Here is a 17,590-nt window from a genome sequence, read left to right on the forward strand (position 1 = left end):
GAGCACAAAAGTAAGAAAAATAGTTAAACAAGATTCTAGTTGAAGGAAAGCTAAAGGTTATTTCAATTAGACCGTATCCTTGGGGTAGCAAACGTAATATTTGGTTACTGTTTTGGAAAGTGCATTTAGGTTAAAGTGGTCCGAAAGCTTCGCAACATCCACAATTTTGCCATTTTTCTTTACAATATTTATATTCTGTTGATTTCTGTTATACGCCTTGTTCGCTACTACTCCATCAAACACTAAATACGAGGTTTCCTCATCTGTCAATTTAAAATGCTGCTGTGTTTTTTTGAATTTATCCTTTAATTTCTCTGTTTTGAAAGGTTCATTCTTCATTTTAATATGCAGTAGTTTTCTGTCTAAAATCATCTTACATAGTTCGGATAGAATAAAATCGTCCGAGTATTGCCACATTTTCATAGCACTAAAAACGTCTACATCATCTAATTTTGAGAACAAACGCAGTGTTTCGTCGTCAAAATTGGTTGTGGCTATCCTGTTGTTCAAGAAATAAAGTAATGCGTCACTGGCGACTAAAGTTTGTTGTTTTTTTAATAGATAGCGCGCTCTTTTCAAAATTCTGATCAAAAGCTGTTCCGCCACTACTCCCGTTTTATGCAAATACACTTGCCAGTACATAAACCTCCGGGCCATAAGAAACTTTTCTACGGAGTATATGCCCTTTTCTTCCACTACTAGATTGCCATCCACGACATTTAACATGGTAATTAAACGTTCTGCATTGGTATTTCCTTCTGCAACACCGGTATAGAAACTATCACGTTTTAAATAATCTAAACGGTCCATATCCAGTTGACTAGATACGAGCTGATTTAAAAATTTTCTTTCATGCTCGCCATTGAAAATGGCAATGGCAACCGTTAAACTTCCGTTAAACATTGTATTGAGTTCCTGCATAAAACGAAGGGAAATCGTCTCATGGCTAATGTTCTCTACAATACTATGCTCCATGGCGTGTGAAAATGGACCATGTCCGATATCGTGCAAAAGAATGGCACACAACAGCCCTTGCTCCTCTTCCTTAGACAAAGCAACACCTTTAAAACGAAGTACTTGTATCGCTTTTTGCATTAGATGCATACAACCCAATGCATGATGAAATCTTGTATGATGTGCGCCTGGATACACCAAATAGGAAAGCCCCATTTGGGAAATTCTACGTAAACGTTGAAAATAGGGATGGGCTATAAGGTCAAATATAAGCGTGTTGGGGATTCTAATAAATCCGTAAATTGGATCATTAAAAATTTTCAGTTTATTGGATTTTGACAAAATCTATTTTATTTATAGCAAATATAGCAGTTAGATGAACAATATAATAATACTTTGGGTCGATGATGAGATAGATTTATTAAAGCCTCATATTCTCTTTTTAGAAGGTAAAAACTATACTGTAATCACCTGCCAAAGTGGCCAAGAAGCATTAGAGGAATTAGAAAGAACACGGGTAGATATCGTTTTTTTAGATGAAAATATGCCAGGTATTTCGGGACTGGAAACCCTAAACGAAATTAAACTGATCAATGCTTCCTTGCCTGTGGTTATGATTACCAAGAGTGAGGAAGAGTTTATCATGGAAGAAGCCATAGGTTCTAAAATTGCAGATTATTTGATTAAACCGGTCAACCCGAATCAAATTCTATTATCGCTTAAAAAGAACTTAGATCATTCTCGCCTCATATCTGAAAAAACAACAAGCAATTACCAACAGGAATTCCGTAAAATTGCGATGGATCTATCCATGGTAAATTCCTATGAAGAATGGATGGAACTCTACAAAAAGCTAATCTATTGGGAATTGCAGTTAGAAGAGATTGAGGACAGTGGTATGTTCGAGATTTTGGAATCTCAAAAGATTGAGGCAAACAACCAGTTTTGCAAATTTGTAGATAAAAATTACACGGATTGGTTTACGGATGCGGATGCTCCTATTATGTCGCACACGCTATTCAAAAGTTGGATATTACCCGAGATAAAGGACGAAAAAACACTCTTAGTAGTTGTGGACAATCTAAGGTACGATCAATGGTACGCTTTTGAAGATACCGTTGGTGCTTTTTATAAAAAACAAAAGGAAGATTCCTATTTAAGTATTTTACCAACGGCCACCCAATATGCAAGAAATGCCATATTCTCCGGACTCACCCCCTTGGACATGGAAAAAAAATATCCAAATTGGTGGAAGAACGATACGGATGAAGGTGGTAAGAATTTATTCGAGGATAAATTTTTAGGAGAGCAACTAAAACGATTGGGGCTGGACATTAAATGGGAATACCATAAAATTAGTAGTTTAAAACAGGGAAAGAATTTATCACAGAATTTTAAATCACAAAAAGACAATGATTTAACGGTAATCGTCTACAATTTTGTAGATATGTTGTCCCATGCCAAAACGGAAATGGAAGTCATTAAAGAATTGGCCTCTAATGATAAAGCGTATCGGTCTCTGACACAGAGTTGGTTTAAGAACTCTCCCCTACTAGAAATTATACAGCAAGCACAACGTATGGGATTAAAGCTCATTATTACTACCGATCATGGGACGATAAACGTTAAATCTCCCTCCAAGGTAGTGGGCGACCGTGATACCAGTGCAAATCTTAGGTACAAAACAGGTAGAAGCTTAACCTACGAGGATAGCGATGTTTTGGCTGCAAAAGACCCAAAAACCATTCATTTGCCAAGCATTAACATGAGCAGCTCCTTTATTTTTGCCAAAAATGATCTGTTTTTTGCCTATCCTAATAACTACAACCACTATGTAAGTTACTACAGAAACACGTACCAGCATGGTGGCGTTTCCTTAGAAGAGATGATTATTCCGTTTGTGGTGTTGAATCCGAAATAATTTTAACATGCAATTAAAGTACGAGCAATACGATATAGAGACTATTGCAAAAAAAATCATCCAAAACACAAAGTCAAAAATCATAGCCTTCTACGCCCCTATGGGAGCTGGCAAAACTACTTTGATAAAAGCCATCTTAAAAGAGTTAGGGAGTACTGATGAAGTGAGCAGTCCAACTTTTGGTCTGGTAAATGAGTATCATGATACCAATGGTGAGGTTTTAGCGTATCATTTTGATTTTTATCGCTTAAATGACGAAATGGAGGCCTTGGATATGGGTATTGAAGAATATTTTTTTAGTGATCGATGGATTTTTATGGAATGGCCCGAAAAAATCCCTAATCTCTTACCCGGCGATGTCAATACTGTAAAAATTGAAATTCTTGATGCAAAAACTCGGCAAATTTCATGGGATTAGTTTTTTTCTTAACACGATTTGAAAGAATTTTTACCTGAGAAACATCGTTCTTACATGCACTTCTATTGTAATTTTTCGATGAAGGGTCAAATAATCGTTAAAACGACACTTTTTTACGATTAAGTGTCTAATTTTAACGTTTAATAACAAATTGTTTGTCCTTTATTTCTTACGTTTGTGTCAGAATCTATTGTACAACAAACAAAAACCCCTATTGAAAATGAAAAACAAAAGAACTTTTTTAGCCTCTATAGCTTTAGGTATTTTTCTATTAGCAACCGTTGCTCCAATGATTGTAGTAGATCAGGAGTTGAATATAGACAAAAGAAAAATCCGGAAAAAAATCTAATTTCGATTTTTTTTAAAACTTAAGAAAGAGCAATGAAAATTGCTCTTTTTTTATACTAATTAACTATCTCATTCGTTAGCCAATAGTAACCTCTTACTGCTCATGGAAAAGAAAGTTAAAAAAAAACTTGCCAAAAAAAAGATTTTTCTTGAATCCTTTGTAGTCTTTTGTATTGCAATATCTCCTTTTTTATATAAACTCTATGAATATCTTCCTATTAATGAAGACGGTTCAGTTTCTTTTTTCTGGTTTCACATTAGCAATAATGGATTTGAAGATGCAAGTTTTTATATTTGGTTTCTTACTACAAAAATTGTTCCTCTATACCTTTTAGTTATTTGGTTTTTAACATCGAGGGATTGGTGGTATCATATTATAATCATACCAATAGCAATGTACGCTTTTCAGTTATTTGAAGTCATATTTGATTCGGATAATCATATTGACACAGAGAATATTTTCTGGTTACTGCCCATTTGTATGGTGGTGATTCCGTTAGTTTATTTCTTTAGACTTAAGCTTTATGACAAATATGTACATGGAATTGATTTGGAAGCTATGGACGCTGAATTACAAGAGTTAAAAGATAAACCTGAATTAAAAAATTCCGAACTACAAGCAAAGGAACCGGATATTTCGGAAGAATCACTAAACGAATCTATAGCCGAGGAAATAGATAGAAAATTATCCACAAGCAATCTTGAAACTTCTTTAAAACAACTACAACACCGCTTACAAGACTGGTTACACTTCAAATTTTAACATCGCCAAGTATTCTTATTTCTTCTTAAATTATATATTTTTAAAAATTGTACATTTGAACGTAAGGCCATATTTTGGAGCTTGTTCAATACTATTCTATGAATCAACCAACCTCTCCCTTTAGCAAACAACAGTTACTACCACAAGAAGAAACCTTAGAGGTTTTAAAACAAAAAGGAGAATTATTTATAGGATTACCCAAAGAGAATCAATATCAAGAAAAACGTATTTGTTTAACTCCGGATGCGGTGAATGCAATTACTGCAAACGGACATCGCGTACTTATAGAATCGGGAGCGGGCAAGGGTGCTAATTTTTCTGATATGGACTATACCAACGCTGGAGGCGAAATTACCAAAGACACCAAAAAGGTTTTTTCATGCCCTTTACTATTAAAAGTAGAGCCTCCTACCCTAGCGGAAATAGAAATTATAAATCCGCAGACCACAATCATTTCAGCATTACAGATAAAAACCCAAGATAAGACCTATTTTGAAGAGTTGGCCAGAAAACGGATTACGGCCATAGCCTTTGAATATATTAGGGATGATGATGGTAAATACCCTGCTGTACGCTCTTTAAGTGAAATTGCAGGTATTTCCTCGGTGCTTATTGCGGCGGAACTTATGGCGGCCAGCAATAAAGGAAACGGTCTTATGTTCGGTAATATCAGTGGTGTTCCACCAGTTGAAGTAGTCATAATTGGTGCGGGTACCGTTGGTGAATTTGCGGCACGTTCTGCGATAGGTCTGGGAGCGAACATTAAAATCTTCGACAATTCCATAACCAAACTTAGAAATATACAGACCAACCTAAAACAAACGGTTTACACGAGTACCATTCAGCCCAAAAACCTGCTAAAAGCCTTAAAACGTTGTGATGTGGCCATTGGCGCTACCAGAGGTAAAGACAGGTCTCCTGTTATTGTAACGAACACGATGGTTGAGCATATGAAAAAAGGCGCTGTTATTATTGATGTAAGTATTGATACCGGAGGTTGCTTTGAATCTAGTGAAATCACGGATCATAATAAACCTACGATAGAAAAATATGGCGTAGTACATTATGGCGTTCCTAATATTCCTTCGCGCTATCCAAAAACGGCATCGGTTTCTATTAGTAATATTTTTACCCCCTATCTTCTAAAAATCGGAGAAGATGGCGGATTGGAAAATTCATTACGTTTTGACAAAGGGCTACGAAATGGATTGTACATGTACCACGGAATTCTAACGAATAAATCCGTTGGAGAATGGTTCGACTTGCAGTACAGCGATATTAATTTTCTTATTTTTTAGAATTCACACAACTTTCTTTTCTCCTCTTGCCGAAAGCCATAATTTTGTGGCTATAACTTACAGCAAAAAACATGGCATTTATTAAACGTTTGGGGTTTTACTTATTTGGAATGTCCATCGGACTGGTGTTCTTAGCAATGTTCTTTAAAAATAAATCAGCTGAAACGGGAGTTTATTTCTGTTACCTGCCTAACTGTAGAACTCTAAAGGATATTAGGTCCAAGCCTTTTTATTACTCCGATGAAGTACAAACCATGATGGCTAATAAAACGGTAGATACAGTGGCAATCCGCTATATTCTTACAGAAGGTGATGTGGATTTCAGTAGCAGCGATACAAAGTCTGCCAACTGCAAAACCTACATTATTGAAGGGGCATATGCTGAGAAAGAACTAACACTACAAGTAAAAAACTGCAAGGATAAAGCTATTGTTGAAACTATTTCACCTAAACTCTAGTAAAGGACTATATTTTTCTTCTTTTACGCTCTTTTTTCAATAAGGACAACTCTCTAGTAGTCTGTCCTGCAACGGAGGTATTCTCTTCTGCTCTTCTAATTAAATAAGGCATTACATCGCGTACGGGACCAAAAGGCAAATATTTTGCAACATTATATCCGTTTGCGGCAAGGTTAAAAGAAATATGATCACTCATACCATATAATTGTCCGAACCAAATGCTGGCATTATCTTTTTCGATTCCGTTTTTGCTCATCAAATCAATAAGCTTATAACAGCTTTCTTCGTTATGAGTGCCTGAGAAAATTGAGATACTATTCAAATGTGCAATAATATAAGCTACGGTTTCATCAAAATTAATATCGGTGGCCAATTTCGTTTCGCATATAGGTGTCGGATAGCCTTTTTCCGCTGCTCTTTCATTTTCCTTTTCCATATAGGCTCCACGCACCACCTTTACCCCTATTTTGAACCCCTTTTGTTCTGCCCTTTTCTGAAGCTCTTTTAAATAAGGTAGTCTATCCCACCGGTACAATTGCAGCGTGTTGAATACCACCGCTTTTTCTTTGTTGTATTTGAGCATCATTTCCTCGACAAGGTCGTCCGCGGCATCCTGCATCCAACTCTCTTCACCGTCTATTAACAAGGAAACATCCAAGTCATAAGCTTTCTTACATACTTGGTCAAATCTATTTATAACACGTTGCCATTCCGCTTTTTCCGTATCGGATAGTTCCTTTTTCTCACTTATCTTTTGATATAGTGCAAACCTACCAAACCCCGTTGGCTTAAAGACCGCAAAGGGGATTGCATCCTTTTCTTTCACAAAATCCAGAATCTTTAGAATAATTTTTGTGGCATTATCAAAAGGGTCTTCTTCCTCTTTACCCTCGACTGAATAGTCCAATACAGAACATACTTTTTTCTCCCACATCTTGTCCACTACGGGTAGGCAATCTTCCTCATTAACACCTCCACAGAAATGGTCAAAAACTGTTGCCCGAATAAGGCCCTCTACGGGTAATTTAGCTTTTATGGCAAAATTGGTCATAAGCGTACCCATTTTTACCAAAGGCTCGTTGGCAATCATTTTAAAAAGGAAATAAGCCCTTTCTAGTTCGGAATCGGTTTTCAGTGAAAATGCTGTTGCAGTATTCTCAAAAATAGGCTTCATAATTACTAATTTCTTAAGCCATTAAAGATAATCACAGATTTTATATTCTATTGATTAAAAATAACCTTTATTTTGTTCCTTCATTTATATTTTACAAGTACTAATATTAACTCATCATATGCACTCTATAGTTTCAGATTCTTACGCGGTTCATTTCAACGAAAACGCCTACCAAGCGCTTAATGAACATCTTAAAGAAATGGCATATTCCATTGTATTTATTATTGTAGATGAAAACACCCATGAGTTGTGTTACCCTAGTTTCATGTCGCGCATACAGGGCGACTATCATTTTGAAATTATCGAAATAGAATCAGGAGAAATTAATAAAAATATAGAAACCTGTGTAGGTGTTTGGGAAGCACTTTCCGAATTGGGAGCAGACAGGAAAAGTGTAGTTATTAACCTCGGTGGCGGGGTGTTAACTGATTTAGGTGGGTTTGTGGCATCAACCTTTAAAAGAGGGATTAATTTTATTAATGTACCCACTACCCTGTTATCTATGGTCGATGCGTCTGTTGGAGGAAAAACAGGTGTGGATTTGGGCACTTTAAAAAATCAAATCGGGGTTATTAATCAGCCAGAAATGGTGCTCGTTATTCCCGATTTTCTTGATACCTTAGAAGAGCGGCAAGTTAAAAGCGGGTTTTCTGAAATGCTGAAGCATGGATTAATCCAAGATAAAAATTATTGGAACAAGCTGAAGGGTATTTCTGATTTGGAGGAAATGAAGGAGGCAATTTATCGTTCCGTGGTTATTAAGAATAACGTAGTGTTACAGGACCCTACAGAACAGCACCTCCGTAAAATCTTGAATTATGGACATACCTTAGGACATGCCATTGAATCGTATTTCTTAGAGCATAAGGAAAAAGAAACTTTGCTACATGGAGAAGCTATTGCCATAGGGATGATTTTAGAAGGTTACCTGTCCATGCGTTTAACGGATTTACCGACTTCCGAACTGGAGGACATTAAAGCAACCTTCTTAAAAACATTTGCTAAGGTTACTGTATCAGAGAACGATATCAGTGCCATAATGGAATTTATGAAATATGATAAGAAAAATTCTCATGGTAAAATTAACTTTGTGCTCTTAAAGCACATTGGCGAAGCTGTTATAGACGTTCATATCCCTTCGGAAATGTTCCAAGATGCTTTTGCTTACTACATGGAATAAAACGTTCGTATACTAAAAATTGTGTTTCACAACTCTTTAGAACTTCTAATTAATAAAAAAACTAGTTTAGGTAAAGGAATTATAAACCAAAACAAACCAACTAGTTATGACCAGACGTTTAATAGATTACAAGAAACTTGACCATCAATTGGCAACACTATTATTAGATACCTATCCACACGGATATGGAGATGAAGATATTATAGTATTTAAGAATGGTAGTGGAGATTTTGTAGAAGCCGTAGAGCTAAGAACATCGGACACACTTTATCTGGTTAAAATAAGCCAAAGTCTTTCAAATTTCATTGCAAATTTCGAAGAAAATATAGACAAAGAACTACAATCAAAAACTCCGGAAGATGTTATGGCATCCGAACAAATAACTCCTGAGATGCAAATGGGTTTCACTACGGAAGAAGAAGAATTTAGCGATTTGGAATAACTATAAATATCTTTCTAAAATTATATTGGCGTGATGCTTTTGGTGTCCGCTTATGACAAAACCTAGTGCGGCAACGCTCCATGGCATATTGCTAGCGGTTCCTACTCTTTTTAATTTACGAACGCTCATATCTTTAAACAAAGATATGGTAGCGTTTCTTACGGCTAAATATTCATTAAGAATATCATCTTTAGTTCTTTTTTTGCTTTCACTTTCTAAAATATAACCATCTTGTTCAAAACCGGGCAAAGGAGTCATATCGTTTCTTGAAAAGCGAAAGGCCCTATATTGAAATATACGTTCGGTATCTATAAGGTGAAGCAGAACTTCTGCAATTGTCCATTTATCAGGGCCATAACGATACTGTAATTTAGACTCTGGCAATTCATTTAAAAAATTCGAGAACCATTCCTTGCCCTTTAATAGGGCTTCATTAAGTTCAACATCGTCTAGTGTATTAAGATAGGTCGCATAAAAATGACTGAACTCTTCTGTGCCTAATTCTGATTTTTTCATGAAGGTATTGCTGATTAATATACAGGTGATAACCTATACGGTAAAGTATTATTGATTTAGATGTTCAAGGAAATTAGAATCCAATCATTTCAAATTTCGATTATTTAGTAAAAAAGCTCGATTATACCAATAACCGAGCTTTTCTTAGTAAACATTATTCCCTTTACAATTCATTGAATATCGTATGCATCAAACGCTTTTTATCGTTGAAACTTTCTTCCAAGGAAATCATTGTTTCCGTTCTGCTGATGCCATCAATATCATCAATCTTGAAAATGATATTTTTAGCGTGCGTCGTATCCTTTGCTCTTATTTTACAGAAAATATTAAATTTACCAGTAGTGATATGCGCTATGGTAACGTTCGGAATTTGATTCAACCGCTCCAAAACAAATTTGGTTTGATGTGTTTTCTCTAAAAATATACCTACATATGCTATAAATGCATAACCTAACTTCACATAATCTAATGTTAATGAAGAACCTTTAATGATTCCGGACTCCTCCATCTTTTTCACACGAACATGCACCGTACCTGCCGAAATTAATAGCTTTTTAGCGATATCCGTAAAAGGAGTTCTCGTATTATCTATTAACATATCTAAAATCTGGTGATCGATTTCGTCTAATTTAACCTTACCCATAATTCATAATTTTAAGGCAAAAATAGAGAATCATGAAATTAAATTCAACGAATTCGATATTTATTTAACAAAAATGTAATGTGCGGTGAAGAAACGTAAAATATATCGTGTTTATTTGATTAATTCTAGTATTCCATTGACCGTCAACCATGCTACATCTTCAGCAACTGCACAATCCTTGGTCAAATGTCCAAATTGAACTAGTTCTGAGTCTGCTTTTGACAATACCGTTGGCTGAAAAAACACCGTCCTATTCTGCAAGACTTCCCTGTAGAGCACAAACAGATTAGAAGCTTTTGGTAGCTTAGCATCTATATGCTCCGCATTTTTGATTAGAATATCACAAAATAGCTTGTTGTTATCAGGAATATTAGCGTAATCTTCTATTGTAAAGGATTCAAGGGAATCATTAGAAATGGTTTCAACCGCAGCGAGCAAAGCATGAAATATCAATTTCCTAGTTTCTTCCCTTTCATAATCATTGGGGAAATGTCCGGCTTCAAAAAGAATCGTGGGAGTATGGGACATTTGAAAAGCATCACCTACACAATTAGAGTTGAAACTATCGTCATATCTACCCACTTGTCCTGGGATTAGGGTTTGCAATGTTTTATTCATCGCCGCTATAAGAAGCATACTAGCGGCTCTTGTGCTAGAAATATTACGTTCAACATCAAAAGCAGGAGCTAAGAATGAAACGGTAGCGGGTAAATTAGTATCACCAACATTAAAAATAGTTCGTTGATCATGCATATTGAAACAATAATGCGGTTCAAATTCCTTATAGATATGTCGCAAGATTTGACTCTCAGGTTGCGATAAATCTTGGGCATCCCTATTCAAATCAATTCCGTTAGCGTTAACTCTTGTGTAAGCCTTTGCACCGTCAGGGTTTAAAATTGGTATAATTTTAAACATACATTCTTCCAAAACCTTTGAAACAAACTGTTCGTCAAGTTGCATAAAATACAAAAAATCTAAAATAGCCTTTGTCGTTGTAGATTCATTTCCGTGCATCTGAGACCATATTAGAATTCGTTTTGGTCCATGGCCAAAAGTGATGCTTTGAATCTTATTCCGTTGAACGGACAAACCAATATCTGTTACCGCAAAATCTGTTGAGAGCGCGCTGAGAAATTCCTGAATATGTTCGTTGGTTACATACCTTCCTGTAACCTGAGTTATTCTAATTTTTGAATATTCCTTATCCGTTAATATCATGTCTATTATAAAAATGTAAAAATACAACGGAAGATATTTACATTTGTAAACAACCGAAATCGCCTAGTTCAGTTATTTGTTTACAATATTTACAAATATTTATATATTACTAAATAACTATCTATTTATCAATATTTTATATATACTAAAATAAAGTTATAATTCAATATTTTTTGGAATTTTAAGGAATACTTAGTATTCAAAAAGGAAGCATATAGCAGTTATTATATATTTTTGTAAACGATATGAAAACCAAAGAGATTGTATATAGAATAGAAAGCATAATGTTACATTATGATTTATCCGCAGCTATTTTTGCAGACAAAATTGGAGTACAACGATCTGGTATTTCACATTTGCTAAAAGGCAGGAACAAACCTAGTCTAGATTTTATTTTGAAAATTAAGGACGCTTTTCCGGATGTAGATGTAAACTGGTTATTATTTGGTCGAGGCAGTCTTGAGGGGAATCAAAACCAAGACAAAGAAAATCCCAAAGCTCTATCCCCTACCAAAGCAACGTTATTGCCTAAACCAACACCTAGAGATAAACAGATAGACAGTATTGTTATCTTTTATACTGACGGCACTTTTAAGACACATAAGGAAGTCTAGTTCTGTTTGTCAAGAACAATAATTTCTAACAAATATACCGACACAATTCTTTATTTTGTTATTTTGCGCACATGTTAAAGAAAGTGATTTTCCTAGTGCTTATTACATGTCTAGCGGTAGCTTGTTACCAACCCGAACGCGATTGTAACAATTACAAGACCGGGACTTTTACCTTTGCTTACCAAATTGGTGATAGTTTAAAAACAGGTAGGTTTGTAAGGGGTGAAAAATACAGTGTAGATTATTTTGACAATAAGATAGACAGTGCCTCTATAAGGTGGTTCAATGATTGTGAGTTTGTATTGCAAGATCTGGATAGTAAAGTAGGAATTCATTACAAAATAATAGCGACTACCGACAGCTCCTATACCTTCCAATATAAAAATGCTGTAAAGGACCCCAATAAAAAGCTAGTCGTAAAAACGGGCACTGCCTATAAAACCAACTAATCATGTTCGAAATTTTCACCAGCCCTGATGCATGGATTGCTTTATTGACATTGACCTTTCTTGAAATAGTTCTTGGTATAGACAATATTATTTTTATTTCCATTGCTGCGGGAAAATTAAAACAAAGCCAACGCAAAAAGGCCACTAATATTGGTCTTGTGCTAGCCATGGTAATGCGTATTGTACTCTTATTCGGAATTTCGATGCTTACCGCCATGAAAAAGCCATTCTGGGTCATTGACGGCGATTGGATTACTGGTGGTATTAGCGGACAGTCCATTATACTGTTCGGAGGTGGTTTGTTCTTACTTTACAAAAGTACCAAGGAAATTCATGAAAAAGTTGAGGATAGAGGTCACGATGAAAGAGAAGTAACCAATGCGAGAGGCAACACCCTAACAAAAGCTATCATACAGATAACAATAATTAATATCGTATTCTCCTTTGATTCTATTTTGACCGCCATAGGTATGACCAACGGTATATCTCCAAACCCAAATGATGCTCTACTCCTTATGGTCATAGCCGTAGTCATTTCTGTAATTATTATGATGCTATTCGCTAACCCTGTCGGTGACTTTGTAAGCAAACATCCTTCGATTCAAATTTTAGGACTATCCTTTTTAATATTGATCGGGTTTATGCTGATAGCGGAAGCAGCCCATTTGAGTCACTTAATTGTCTTTGGCAATGAAGTAGGCACAATACCCAAAGGATACCTCTATTTCGCCATTGCTTTCTCCCTAATGGTAGAATTCTTTGACTTACGAATGAAGAAGAATAGCACAAAGAAGTCATAGGTAAGGTATTGATTGACTAATAGCATCCTTGTTTGAAGATTCATTTTAAAATTGCCGCAAAGAAGTAAGAGTTATTGATATAATAATAGTCTTGAAACCAAAATAATGGATGTTTCAATACGTAACTTCAAAAAGAACAGAGACGCCTATACTAATATAAAAGTATGCCTCTAATTAATTAGGCCTACTAAAAGCCATTTCAGGATTCTCAGACTTCTGCTTATTGAATAAACGCTGTTGTTGTTTTACGGTCATGGTACTACCGTCATGGCTCCAGCCCGGAGGGCCAAAAATATACATCAATTTGTGGGAAAACTTATCTACCTTCTTCACATCCGCCCAAATGTCTTTGAACTCATGGGTTAAAATCACTATTGGGTTATATGATTGAGGGGCGTGAATAACACCGAACTTTACATCAACATCGTCATCTAACTCTTTCCAGGTTCCAAAAATCTTATCAAAAATATTAAGAAAGCCTCCGTGATTCTTATCCAAATATTCTACATTTTGTGAATGGTGCACTTGATGCATAGTGTGGGTATTAAAGATTTTCTCGACCCAGCCCATTTTTGGAACGTATTTGGAATGTAGTTGAAACTGCCAAAAGGACTCAATAGCCAACGCAAAAATAACTACCTCGACAGGAAAACCAACTGCCGGCATCCACATGTAAAAGAATGGCTTGTACAACAAGGTGAACCAACCATTTCTTATTGCAGTACCCAAATTAAAATGATCTGAAGAATGATGCACAATATGCGCCGCCCATAGCACACGTATTTCATGGTTGGCCCTGTGGAACCAATAATAAGTGAAGTCATCTGCTAATTGACACAATACAAAAACATACCATGCGTATCCGAAAGACTCATAACCCATAATATTGGTGCGAACACCATCTACTAACGGATTAAACAACTCATACGTAAAATTAAAAACAACAATAAGAACCGTCAATTTTATTAATGGACCTAGAATAGCACTACCAATACCCATTGCGCCACTCGCCATGAGGTCTTTCCAAACGTACAAATCTTCATCGCCATGCGTGTGACTGTACGTTAATTCCAACAAAATAAGGGCTATAAAACAGGGTACTCCGTAAATGAGGGGGTTTGTTAAATCCATTCTCTAATTCAATTTTTTGCTAAATATAGTTATTAATGCTACGACAATGTAACTTGTTTAACCTTTAACGCCATATAAAATAGCTAACAACGCCTATTGTTAAACAAGGATACTAGTCTTTCTTTTCTTGTAAAATTCTATTCTGCTCCTTCATTAATTTTTCAAGATTGGACAAAAGCTGAATTTGTTTTGGGGTTTCGACCTCCATATTTTCGGGATCTTCAGCTTTATTCTTGAATTTGTTTATAAATTTTAATACAACAAAAATGGTAAAAGCAATAATAGAAAAATCAATAAGCACCTCCATAAATTCTCCGTAACCGATTGCCACCTCTTCAACACCGACCGCAGCATTTCTTAAAATCCATTTCTTGTTGATTAGGTTCACATCGTCAGTCAACAAAGAAAGTGGTGGCATTACTACTTTTTTGACCAAAGTATTGACCACATTGTTGAATGCGGTGCCTATGATAATACCGATAGCCATGTCTATCATATTACCTTTTACGGCGAAATTCTTAAAGTCTTGAAATAATTTTTTCATAACACCAAACTAGAAAAGAGTAATTTGACCTTCGTCCCCGTCATTCTCATCTGTAGAGGTATCTGTATTTTTTTTGGCATCAGTTTTGTCATCCACACTTGTAGATACATCCTCTTCACCAACGACCTCCATATCCACAGGTTTCGCTTCTTTCACTTCTTCATAGGGTAGCGGCTCTAAAGCATTTATGTTTTTTACTTTCTCTGTAATTAACTGATTTCCTAGGGCTTTTATGCCCTTAACTGAAATAAAGCTTTCTACTTCAACGGTAAGACTTTCCTTTGGCTCTTTACCTCTCGGTTTCGGAAATTCTATTTCAATAACAGGTCTCCAATCTGTAGAGATTAATTCCAGATACGATTTAGGGTGGTCAGAAATAAAGAGCTCTTCTTTGTGTTCGTTTTCAACTTGAAAACGTTTTAAATAATACCGTTCCTTTTCGCCTTCCCAATATATTGCCGATAATGGTTTTTCCGGAATCCATTTCTCCAACACGATCATATCATCGTCAAAACGCGAGGTCAATACTGGAAGTATTGTTTTTACGATACCTTTTTGGGTAACGACAAGCAAAAGGTCATCACCTCTGAACTCACCAATTAACTCTCCCCTACCATCCACATTAAGACGTCTTACCACGTCATCGAACCAAATTTTTCTTGGTTTTAAGGTAGAAACTCCTTTTTCTTTAAGTTCAATACGTTTTACAGTGTACTTGGTGACAATATTTCCTTTAGAACCCCTACCCTTGATAAGAACATCCGCAAAATCGATATCCCATTTTAATTTTTTAATACTTCCTGCCTGCCTTAGGTTTACCGTAACTACCTCTGCCTCACCATTGGGATTCGCTGTAAAGTAGAGCACTTGAGAATTAGGGCTTCCTGCCGTTAAATCATAAGGTTTGTCCCTAGTGACCGCTGTTACATTAAAACGCTTTATATACGTTGCCCCGCCTTTACCATCTTTATAGATAAGATTGTAGGTAGTACGTTTGTCCTTTTTCTTGAATACGGCCACATGTATAATATTCTTACCTATAAAGGTCTTTGAATCTACCTTAGTGATCTGCATTTTACCATCTTTGGTAAACACAATGATGTCATCTATGTCACTACAATCGGTAATATATTCATCGCGCCTTAAAGAAGTTCCAACAAAGCCTTCCTCCCTATTCACATAGAGCTTTGTATTTCTGATAACCACTTTGGTTGCAATAATATCATCGAATACGCGAATCTCTGATTTACGCTCGCGCCCTTTACCATAAGTGCTTTTGAGTTTTTTAAAGTAATCGATTGCAAAATCTATCAAATGCTCCAAGTGATGCTTAACCTCTGCAATACGCTCCTCTAAAGTATCTAACTGCTGCTGTGCCTTATCCAAATCAAATTTGGAAATTCTTTTGATGCGTATTTCTGTTAATCTTACGATATCGGCTTCAGTGACAGCTCTTCTTAAATGTTTCGTGTGTGGTTTTAAACCTTTGTCAATAGCCTTAATTACACCTTCCCAAGTCTCTTCCTCCTCAATATCCCTGTATATTCTGTTTTCAATAAAAATTCGTTCCAAGGAAGCAAAGTGCCACTGTTCCTCAAGCTCAGCGAGCTGAAGTTCTAGTTCTTGCTTTAATAATTCTACCGTAGCCTCGGTAGAACGTTTTAACATCTCGGTCACGCCAATAAAAAGTGGCTTGTTGTCCTCAATAATACATCCCAAGGGTGATATTGATGATTCGCAAGCTGTAAATGCATATAAAGCATCTATCGTTTTGTCAGGAGAAATTCCCGAAGGGAGATGCACCAATATCTCAACATCGGCAGCAGTATTATCCTCAATTTTCTTTATTTTAATCTTACCCTTATCGTTTGCCTTTAAGATAGAGTCTATTAAAGAAGAGGTGTTGGTTCCGTATGGTATCTCGTTGATAACAAGTGTGTTCTTACTTTGTTGTGAAATTTTTGCGCGCACTCTAATTTTACCGCCCCTGAGTCCGTCGTTGTAATTAGTGACATCTATGATACCCGATGTCGGAAAATCTGGAACAATAGTGAAGCGTTGCCCTTTTAAGTGTTTAATGGAGGCATCAATAAGTTCTATAAAATTATGGGGGAGAATTTTTGTTGAAAGTCCGACAGCTATTCCTTCTGCTCCTTGCGCTAGCAATAACGGAAATTTTACGGGAAGGTTTACAGGCTCCTTTTTTCTACCGTCATAAGATTGTTGCCATTCCGTAATTTTAGGACTGAACACTACTTCAAGAGCAAATTTAGATAAACGAGCTTCTATATATCTTGAAGCAGCGGCCCTATCTCCCGTTAAAATATTACCCCAGTTTCCTTGCGTATCTATCAAAAGGTCTTTTTGACCAATTTGAACCATAGCGTCTGCAATACTGGCATCACCATGTGGATGGTATTGCATAGTATGCCCTACAACATTTGCAACCTTATTGTAACGCCCATCATCCAATTCTTTCAACGAATGCATAATCCTACGTTGTACAGGCTTAAACCCATCTTCAATTGCAGGTACGGCGCGTTCTAAGATAACGTAAGAGGCGTAATCTAGGAACCAATCCTTATACATACCGGTGACCCTGGTAAGTGCTTCGGTAGTTTCTTCCCCAGATGCCCCTTCAGGTGCGGTATTATCTTGTTGTTCCTCGTTCAGTTCTTCATTTTCTTCCATTCAGAAGGAATCGTATTTATGCTAT

Annotated in this window: 19 protein-coding genes; 11 read left to right on the forward strand and 8 right to left on the reverse strand. The window is 36.2% G+C overall.

The window, feature by feature from the left end; genetic code table 11:
* Positions 1-66 precede the first annotated feature (66 nt).
* A complete protein-coding gene (locus SJY09_RS05230) occupies positions 67-1,296 on the reverse strand; it encodes an HD domain-containing protein (protein ID WP_396637909.1) in 1,230 nt (409 codons plus the stop codon).
* A gap of 34 nt (positions 1,297-1,330) precedes the next feature.
* Between SJY09_RS05230 and SJY09_RS05235 the strand changes: the two genes are divergently transcribed.
* The 6 genes from SJY09_RS05235 to SJY09_RS05260 all read left to right on the forward strand — a co-directional run bounded on the left by SJY09_RS05235 (position 1,331) and on the right by SJY09_RS05260 (position 6,160).
* On the forward strand, positions 1,331-2,875 hold the full coding sequence (locus tag SJY09_RS05235) for a PglZ domain-containing protein (protein ID WP_396637910.1): 1,545 nt from the start codon (positions 1,331-1,333) through the stop codon (positions 2,873-2,875).
* Positions 2,876-2,882: 7 nt separating this feature from the next.
* Positions 2,883-3,293, forward strand: a complete 411-nt coding sequence (gene tsaE, locus SJY09_RS05240; protein WP_396637911.1) for a tRNA (adenosine(37)-N6)-threonylcarbamoyltransferase complex ATPase subunit type 1 TsaE — start codon at positions 2,883-2,885, stop codon at positions 3,291-3,293.
* Positions 3,294-3,513: 220 nt separating this feature from the next.
* Positions 3,514-3,642 (forward strand): hypothetical protein, encoded by a 129-nt coding sequence (locus SJY09_RS05245; RefSeq protein ID WP_396637912.1) that lies wholly within the window; start codon positions 3,514-3,516, stop codon positions 3,640-3,642.
* A gap of 102 nt (positions 3,643-3,744) precedes the next feature.
* The gene (locus SJY09_RS05250) at positions 3,745-4,404 is read left to right on the forward strand and encodes a hypothetical protein (protein WP_396637913.1); all 660 of its coding nucleotides are present in this window, start codon (positions 3,745-3,747) and stop codon (positions 4,402-4,404) included.
* A gap of 98 nt (positions 4,405-4,502) precedes the next feature.
* On the forward strand, positions 4,503-5,702 hold the full coding sequence (locus SJY09_RS05255) for an alanine dehydrogenase (RefSeq protein ID WP_396637914.1): 1,200 nt from the start codon (positions 4,503-4,505) through the stop codon (positions 5,700-5,702).
* A gap of 71 nt (positions 5,703-5,773) precedes the next feature.
* Positions 5,774-6,160, forward strand: a complete 387-nt coding sequence (locus tag SJY09_RS05260; protein ID WP_396637915.1) for a DUF4258 domain-containing protein — start codon at positions 5,774-5,776, stop codon at positions 6,158-6,160.
* A 7-nt stretch (positions 6,161-6,167) separates the two neighbouring features.
* On the opposite strand, the gene SJY09_RS05265 is transcribed toward SJY09_RS05260, so the two are convergent.
* Positions 6,168-7,334, reverse strand: coding sequence for a proline dehydrogenase family protein (locus SJY09_RS05265; protein WP_396637916.1), 1,167 nt, complete (start codon positions 7,332-7,334; stop codon positions 6,168-6,170).
* A 118-nt stretch (positions 7,335-7,452) separates the two neighbouring features.
* Here SJY09_RS05265 and aroB point away from each other — a divergent pair, with 118 nt between their 5' ends.
* The gene (gene aroB / locus SJY09_RS05270; protein ID WP_396637917.1) at positions 7,453-8,514 is read left to right on the forward strand and encodes a 3-dehydroquinate synthase; all 1,062 of its coding nucleotides are present in this window, start codon (positions 7,453-7,455) and stop codon (positions 8,512-8,514) included.
* A 106-nt stretch (positions 8,515-8,620) separates the two neighbouring features.
* Positions 8,621-8,956, forward strand: coding sequence for a hypothetical protein (locus SJY09_RS05275; RefSeq protein WP_396637918.1), 336 nt, complete (start codon positions 8,621-8,623; stop codon positions 8,954-8,956).
* On the opposite strand, the gene SJY09_RS05280 is transcribed toward SJY09_RS05275, so the two are convergent.
* The 3 genes from SJY09_RS05280 to SJY09_RS05290 form a co-directional block, all read right to left on the reverse strand.
* Entirely contained in the window at positions 8,957-9,472 is a 516-nt protein-coding gene (locus SJY09_RS05280; protein WP_396637919.1) for a DinB family protein, read from the reverse strand.
* A 163-nt stretch (positions 9,473-9,635) separates the two neighbouring features.
* Complete coding sequence (locus SJY09_RS05285; protein WP_281543171.1) at positions 9,636-10,115, reverse strand: Lrp/AsnC family transcriptional regulator; 480 nt, start codon at positions 10,113-10,115, stop codon at positions 9,636-9,638.
* A 111-nt stretch (positions 10,116-10,226) separates the two neighbouring features.
* The gene (locus SJY09_RS05290) at positions 10,227-11,336 is read right to left on the reverse strand and encodes a M14 family zinc carboxypeptidase (protein ID WP_396637920.1); all 1,110 of its coding nucleotides are present in this window, start codon (positions 11,334-11,336) and stop codon (positions 10,227-10,229) included.
* A 245-nt stretch (positions 11,337-11,581) separates the two neighbouring features.
* Here SJY09_RS05290 and SJY09_RS05295 point away from each other — a divergent pair, with 245 nt between their 5' ends.
* The 3 genes from SJY09_RS05295 to SJY09_RS05305 all read left to right on the forward strand — a co-directional run bounded on the left by SJY09_RS05295 (position 11,582) and on the right by SJY09_RS05305 (position 13,199).
* Positions 11,582-11,950, forward strand: a complete 369-nt coding sequence (locus tag SJY09_RS05295; RefSeq protein WP_396637921.1) for a helix-turn-helix domain-containing protein — start codon at positions 11,582-11,584, stop codon at positions 11,948-11,950.
* A 71-nt stretch (positions 11,951-12,021) separates the two neighbouring features.
* Positions 12,022-12,399: a hypothetical protein gene (locus SJY09_RS05300; RefSeq protein WP_396637922.1), complete on the forward strand. Its 378-nt coding sequence runs from the start codon at positions 12,022-12,024 to the stop codon at positions 12,397-12,399.
* 2 nt (positions 12,400-12,401) lie between these two features.
* On the forward strand, positions 12,402-13,199 hold the full coding sequence (locus tag SJY09_RS05305; protein ID WP_396637923.1) for a TerC family protein: 798 nt from the start codon (positions 12,402-12,404) through the stop codon (positions 13,197-13,199).
* A gap of 174 nt (positions 13,200-13,373) precedes the next feature.
* Here SJY09_RS05305 and SJY09_RS05310 read toward each other — a convergent pair whose 3' ends face one another.
* The 3 genes from SJY09_RS05310 to SJY09_RS05320 all read right to left on the reverse strand — a co-directional run bounded on the left by SJY09_RS05310 (position 13,374) and on the right by SJY09_RS05320 (position 17,565).
* Positions 13,374-14,330, reverse strand: a complete 957-nt coding sequence (locus SJY09_RS05310; RefSeq protein ID WP_396637924.1) for a sterol desaturase family protein — start codon at positions 14,328-14,330, stop codon at positions 13,374-13,376.
* A 112-nt stretch (positions 14,331-14,442) separates the two neighbouring features.
* Positions 14,443-14,874, reverse strand: coding sequence for a large conductance mechanosensitive channel protein MscL (gene mscL, locus SJY09_RS05315; protein WP_396637925.1), 432 nt, complete (start codon positions 14,872-14,874; stop codon positions 14,443-14,445).
* Between the two features lie 9 nt (positions 14,875-14,883).
* Positions 14,884-17,565, reverse strand: coding sequence for a DNA gyrase/topoisomerase IV subunit A (locus SJY09_RS05320; RefSeq protein WP_396637926.1), 2,682 nt, complete (start codon positions 17,563-17,565; stop codon positions 14,884-14,886).
* Between the last annotated feature and the right edge of the window lie 25 nt (positions 17,566-17,590).

Origin of the sequence: Maribacter sp. R77961 (assembly GCF_044594925.1) — a bacterium.
In the GTDB taxonomy this organism is placed as follows: domain Bacteria; phylum Bacteroidota; class Bacteroidia; order Flavobacteriales; family Flavobacteriaceae; genus Maribacter.

Bases quoted from the DNA above. Each gene is read 5' to 3' on its own strand.
- SJY09_RS05275 (WP_396637918.1), top strand. From the start codon at position 8,621: ATGACCAGACGTTTAATAGATTACAAGAAACTTGACCATCAATTGGCA.
- SJY09_RS05305 (WP_396637923.1), top strand. From the start codon at position 12,402: ATGTTCGAAATTTTCACCAGCCCTGATGCATGGATTGCTTTATTGACA.
- SJY09_RS05320 (WP_396637926.1), bottom strand. From the start codon at position 17,565: ATGGAAGAAAATGAAGAACTGAACGAGGAACAACAAGATAATACCGCA.
- aroB (WP_396637917.1), top strand. From the start codon at position 7,453: ATGCACTCTATAGTTTCAGATTCTTACGCGGTTCATTTCAACGAAAAC.
- SJY09_RS05260 (WP_396637915.1), top strand. From the start codon at position 5,774: ATGGCATTTATTAAACGTTTGGGGTTTTACTTATTTGGAATGTCCATC.
- SJY09_RS05310 (WP_396637924.1), bottom strand. From the start codon at position 14,330: ATGGATTTAACAAACCCCCTCATTTACGGAGTACCCTGTTTTATAGCC.
- SJY09_RS05255 (WP_396637914.1), top strand. From the start codon at position 4,503: ATGAATCAACCAACCTCTCCCTTTAGCAAACAACAGTTACTACCACAA.
- mscL (WP_396637925.1), bottom strand. From the start codon at position 14,874: ATGAAAAAATTATTTCAAGACTTTAAGAATTTCGCCGTAAAAGGTAAT.
- SJY09_RS05285 (WP_281543171.1), bottom strand. From the start codon at position 10,115: ATGGGTAAGGTTAAATTAGACGAAATCGATCACCAGATTTTAGATATG.
- SJY09_RS05280 (WP_396637919.1), bottom strand. From the start codon at position 9,472: ATGAAAAAATCAGAATTAGGCACAGAAGAGTTCAGTCATTTTTATGCG.
- SJY09_RS05265 (WP_396637916.1), bottom strand. From the start codon at position 7,334: ATGAAGCCTATTTTTGAGAATACTGCAACAGCATTTTCACTGAAAACC.
- SJY09_RS05245 (WP_396637912.1), top strand. From the start codon at position 3,514: ATGAAAAACAAAAGAACTTTTTTAGCCTCTATAGCTTTAGGTATTTTT.
- SJY09_RS05235 (WP_396637910.1), top strand. From the start codon at position 1,331: ATGAACAATATAATAATACTTTGGGTCGATGATGAGATAGATTTATTA.
- SJY09_RS05290 (WP_396637920.1), bottom strand. From the start codon at position 11,336: ATGATATTAACGGATAAGGAATATTCAAAAATTAGAATAACTCAGGTT.
- SJY09_RS05250 (WP_396637913.1), top strand. From the start codon at position 3,745: ATGGAAAAGAAAGTTAAAAAAAAACTTGCCAAAAAAAAGATTTTTCTT.
- tsaE (WP_396637911.1), top strand. From the start codon at position 2,883: ATGCAATTAAAGTACGAGCAATACGATATAGAGACTATTGCAAAAAAA.
- SJY09_RS05295 (WP_396637921.1), top strand. From the start codon at position 11,582: ATGAAAACCAAAGAGATTGTATATAGAATAGAAAGCATAATGTTACAT.
- SJY09_RS05300 (WP_396637922.1), top strand. From the start codon at position 12,022: ATGTTAAAGAAAGTGATTTTCCTAGTGCTTATTACATGTCTAGCGGTA.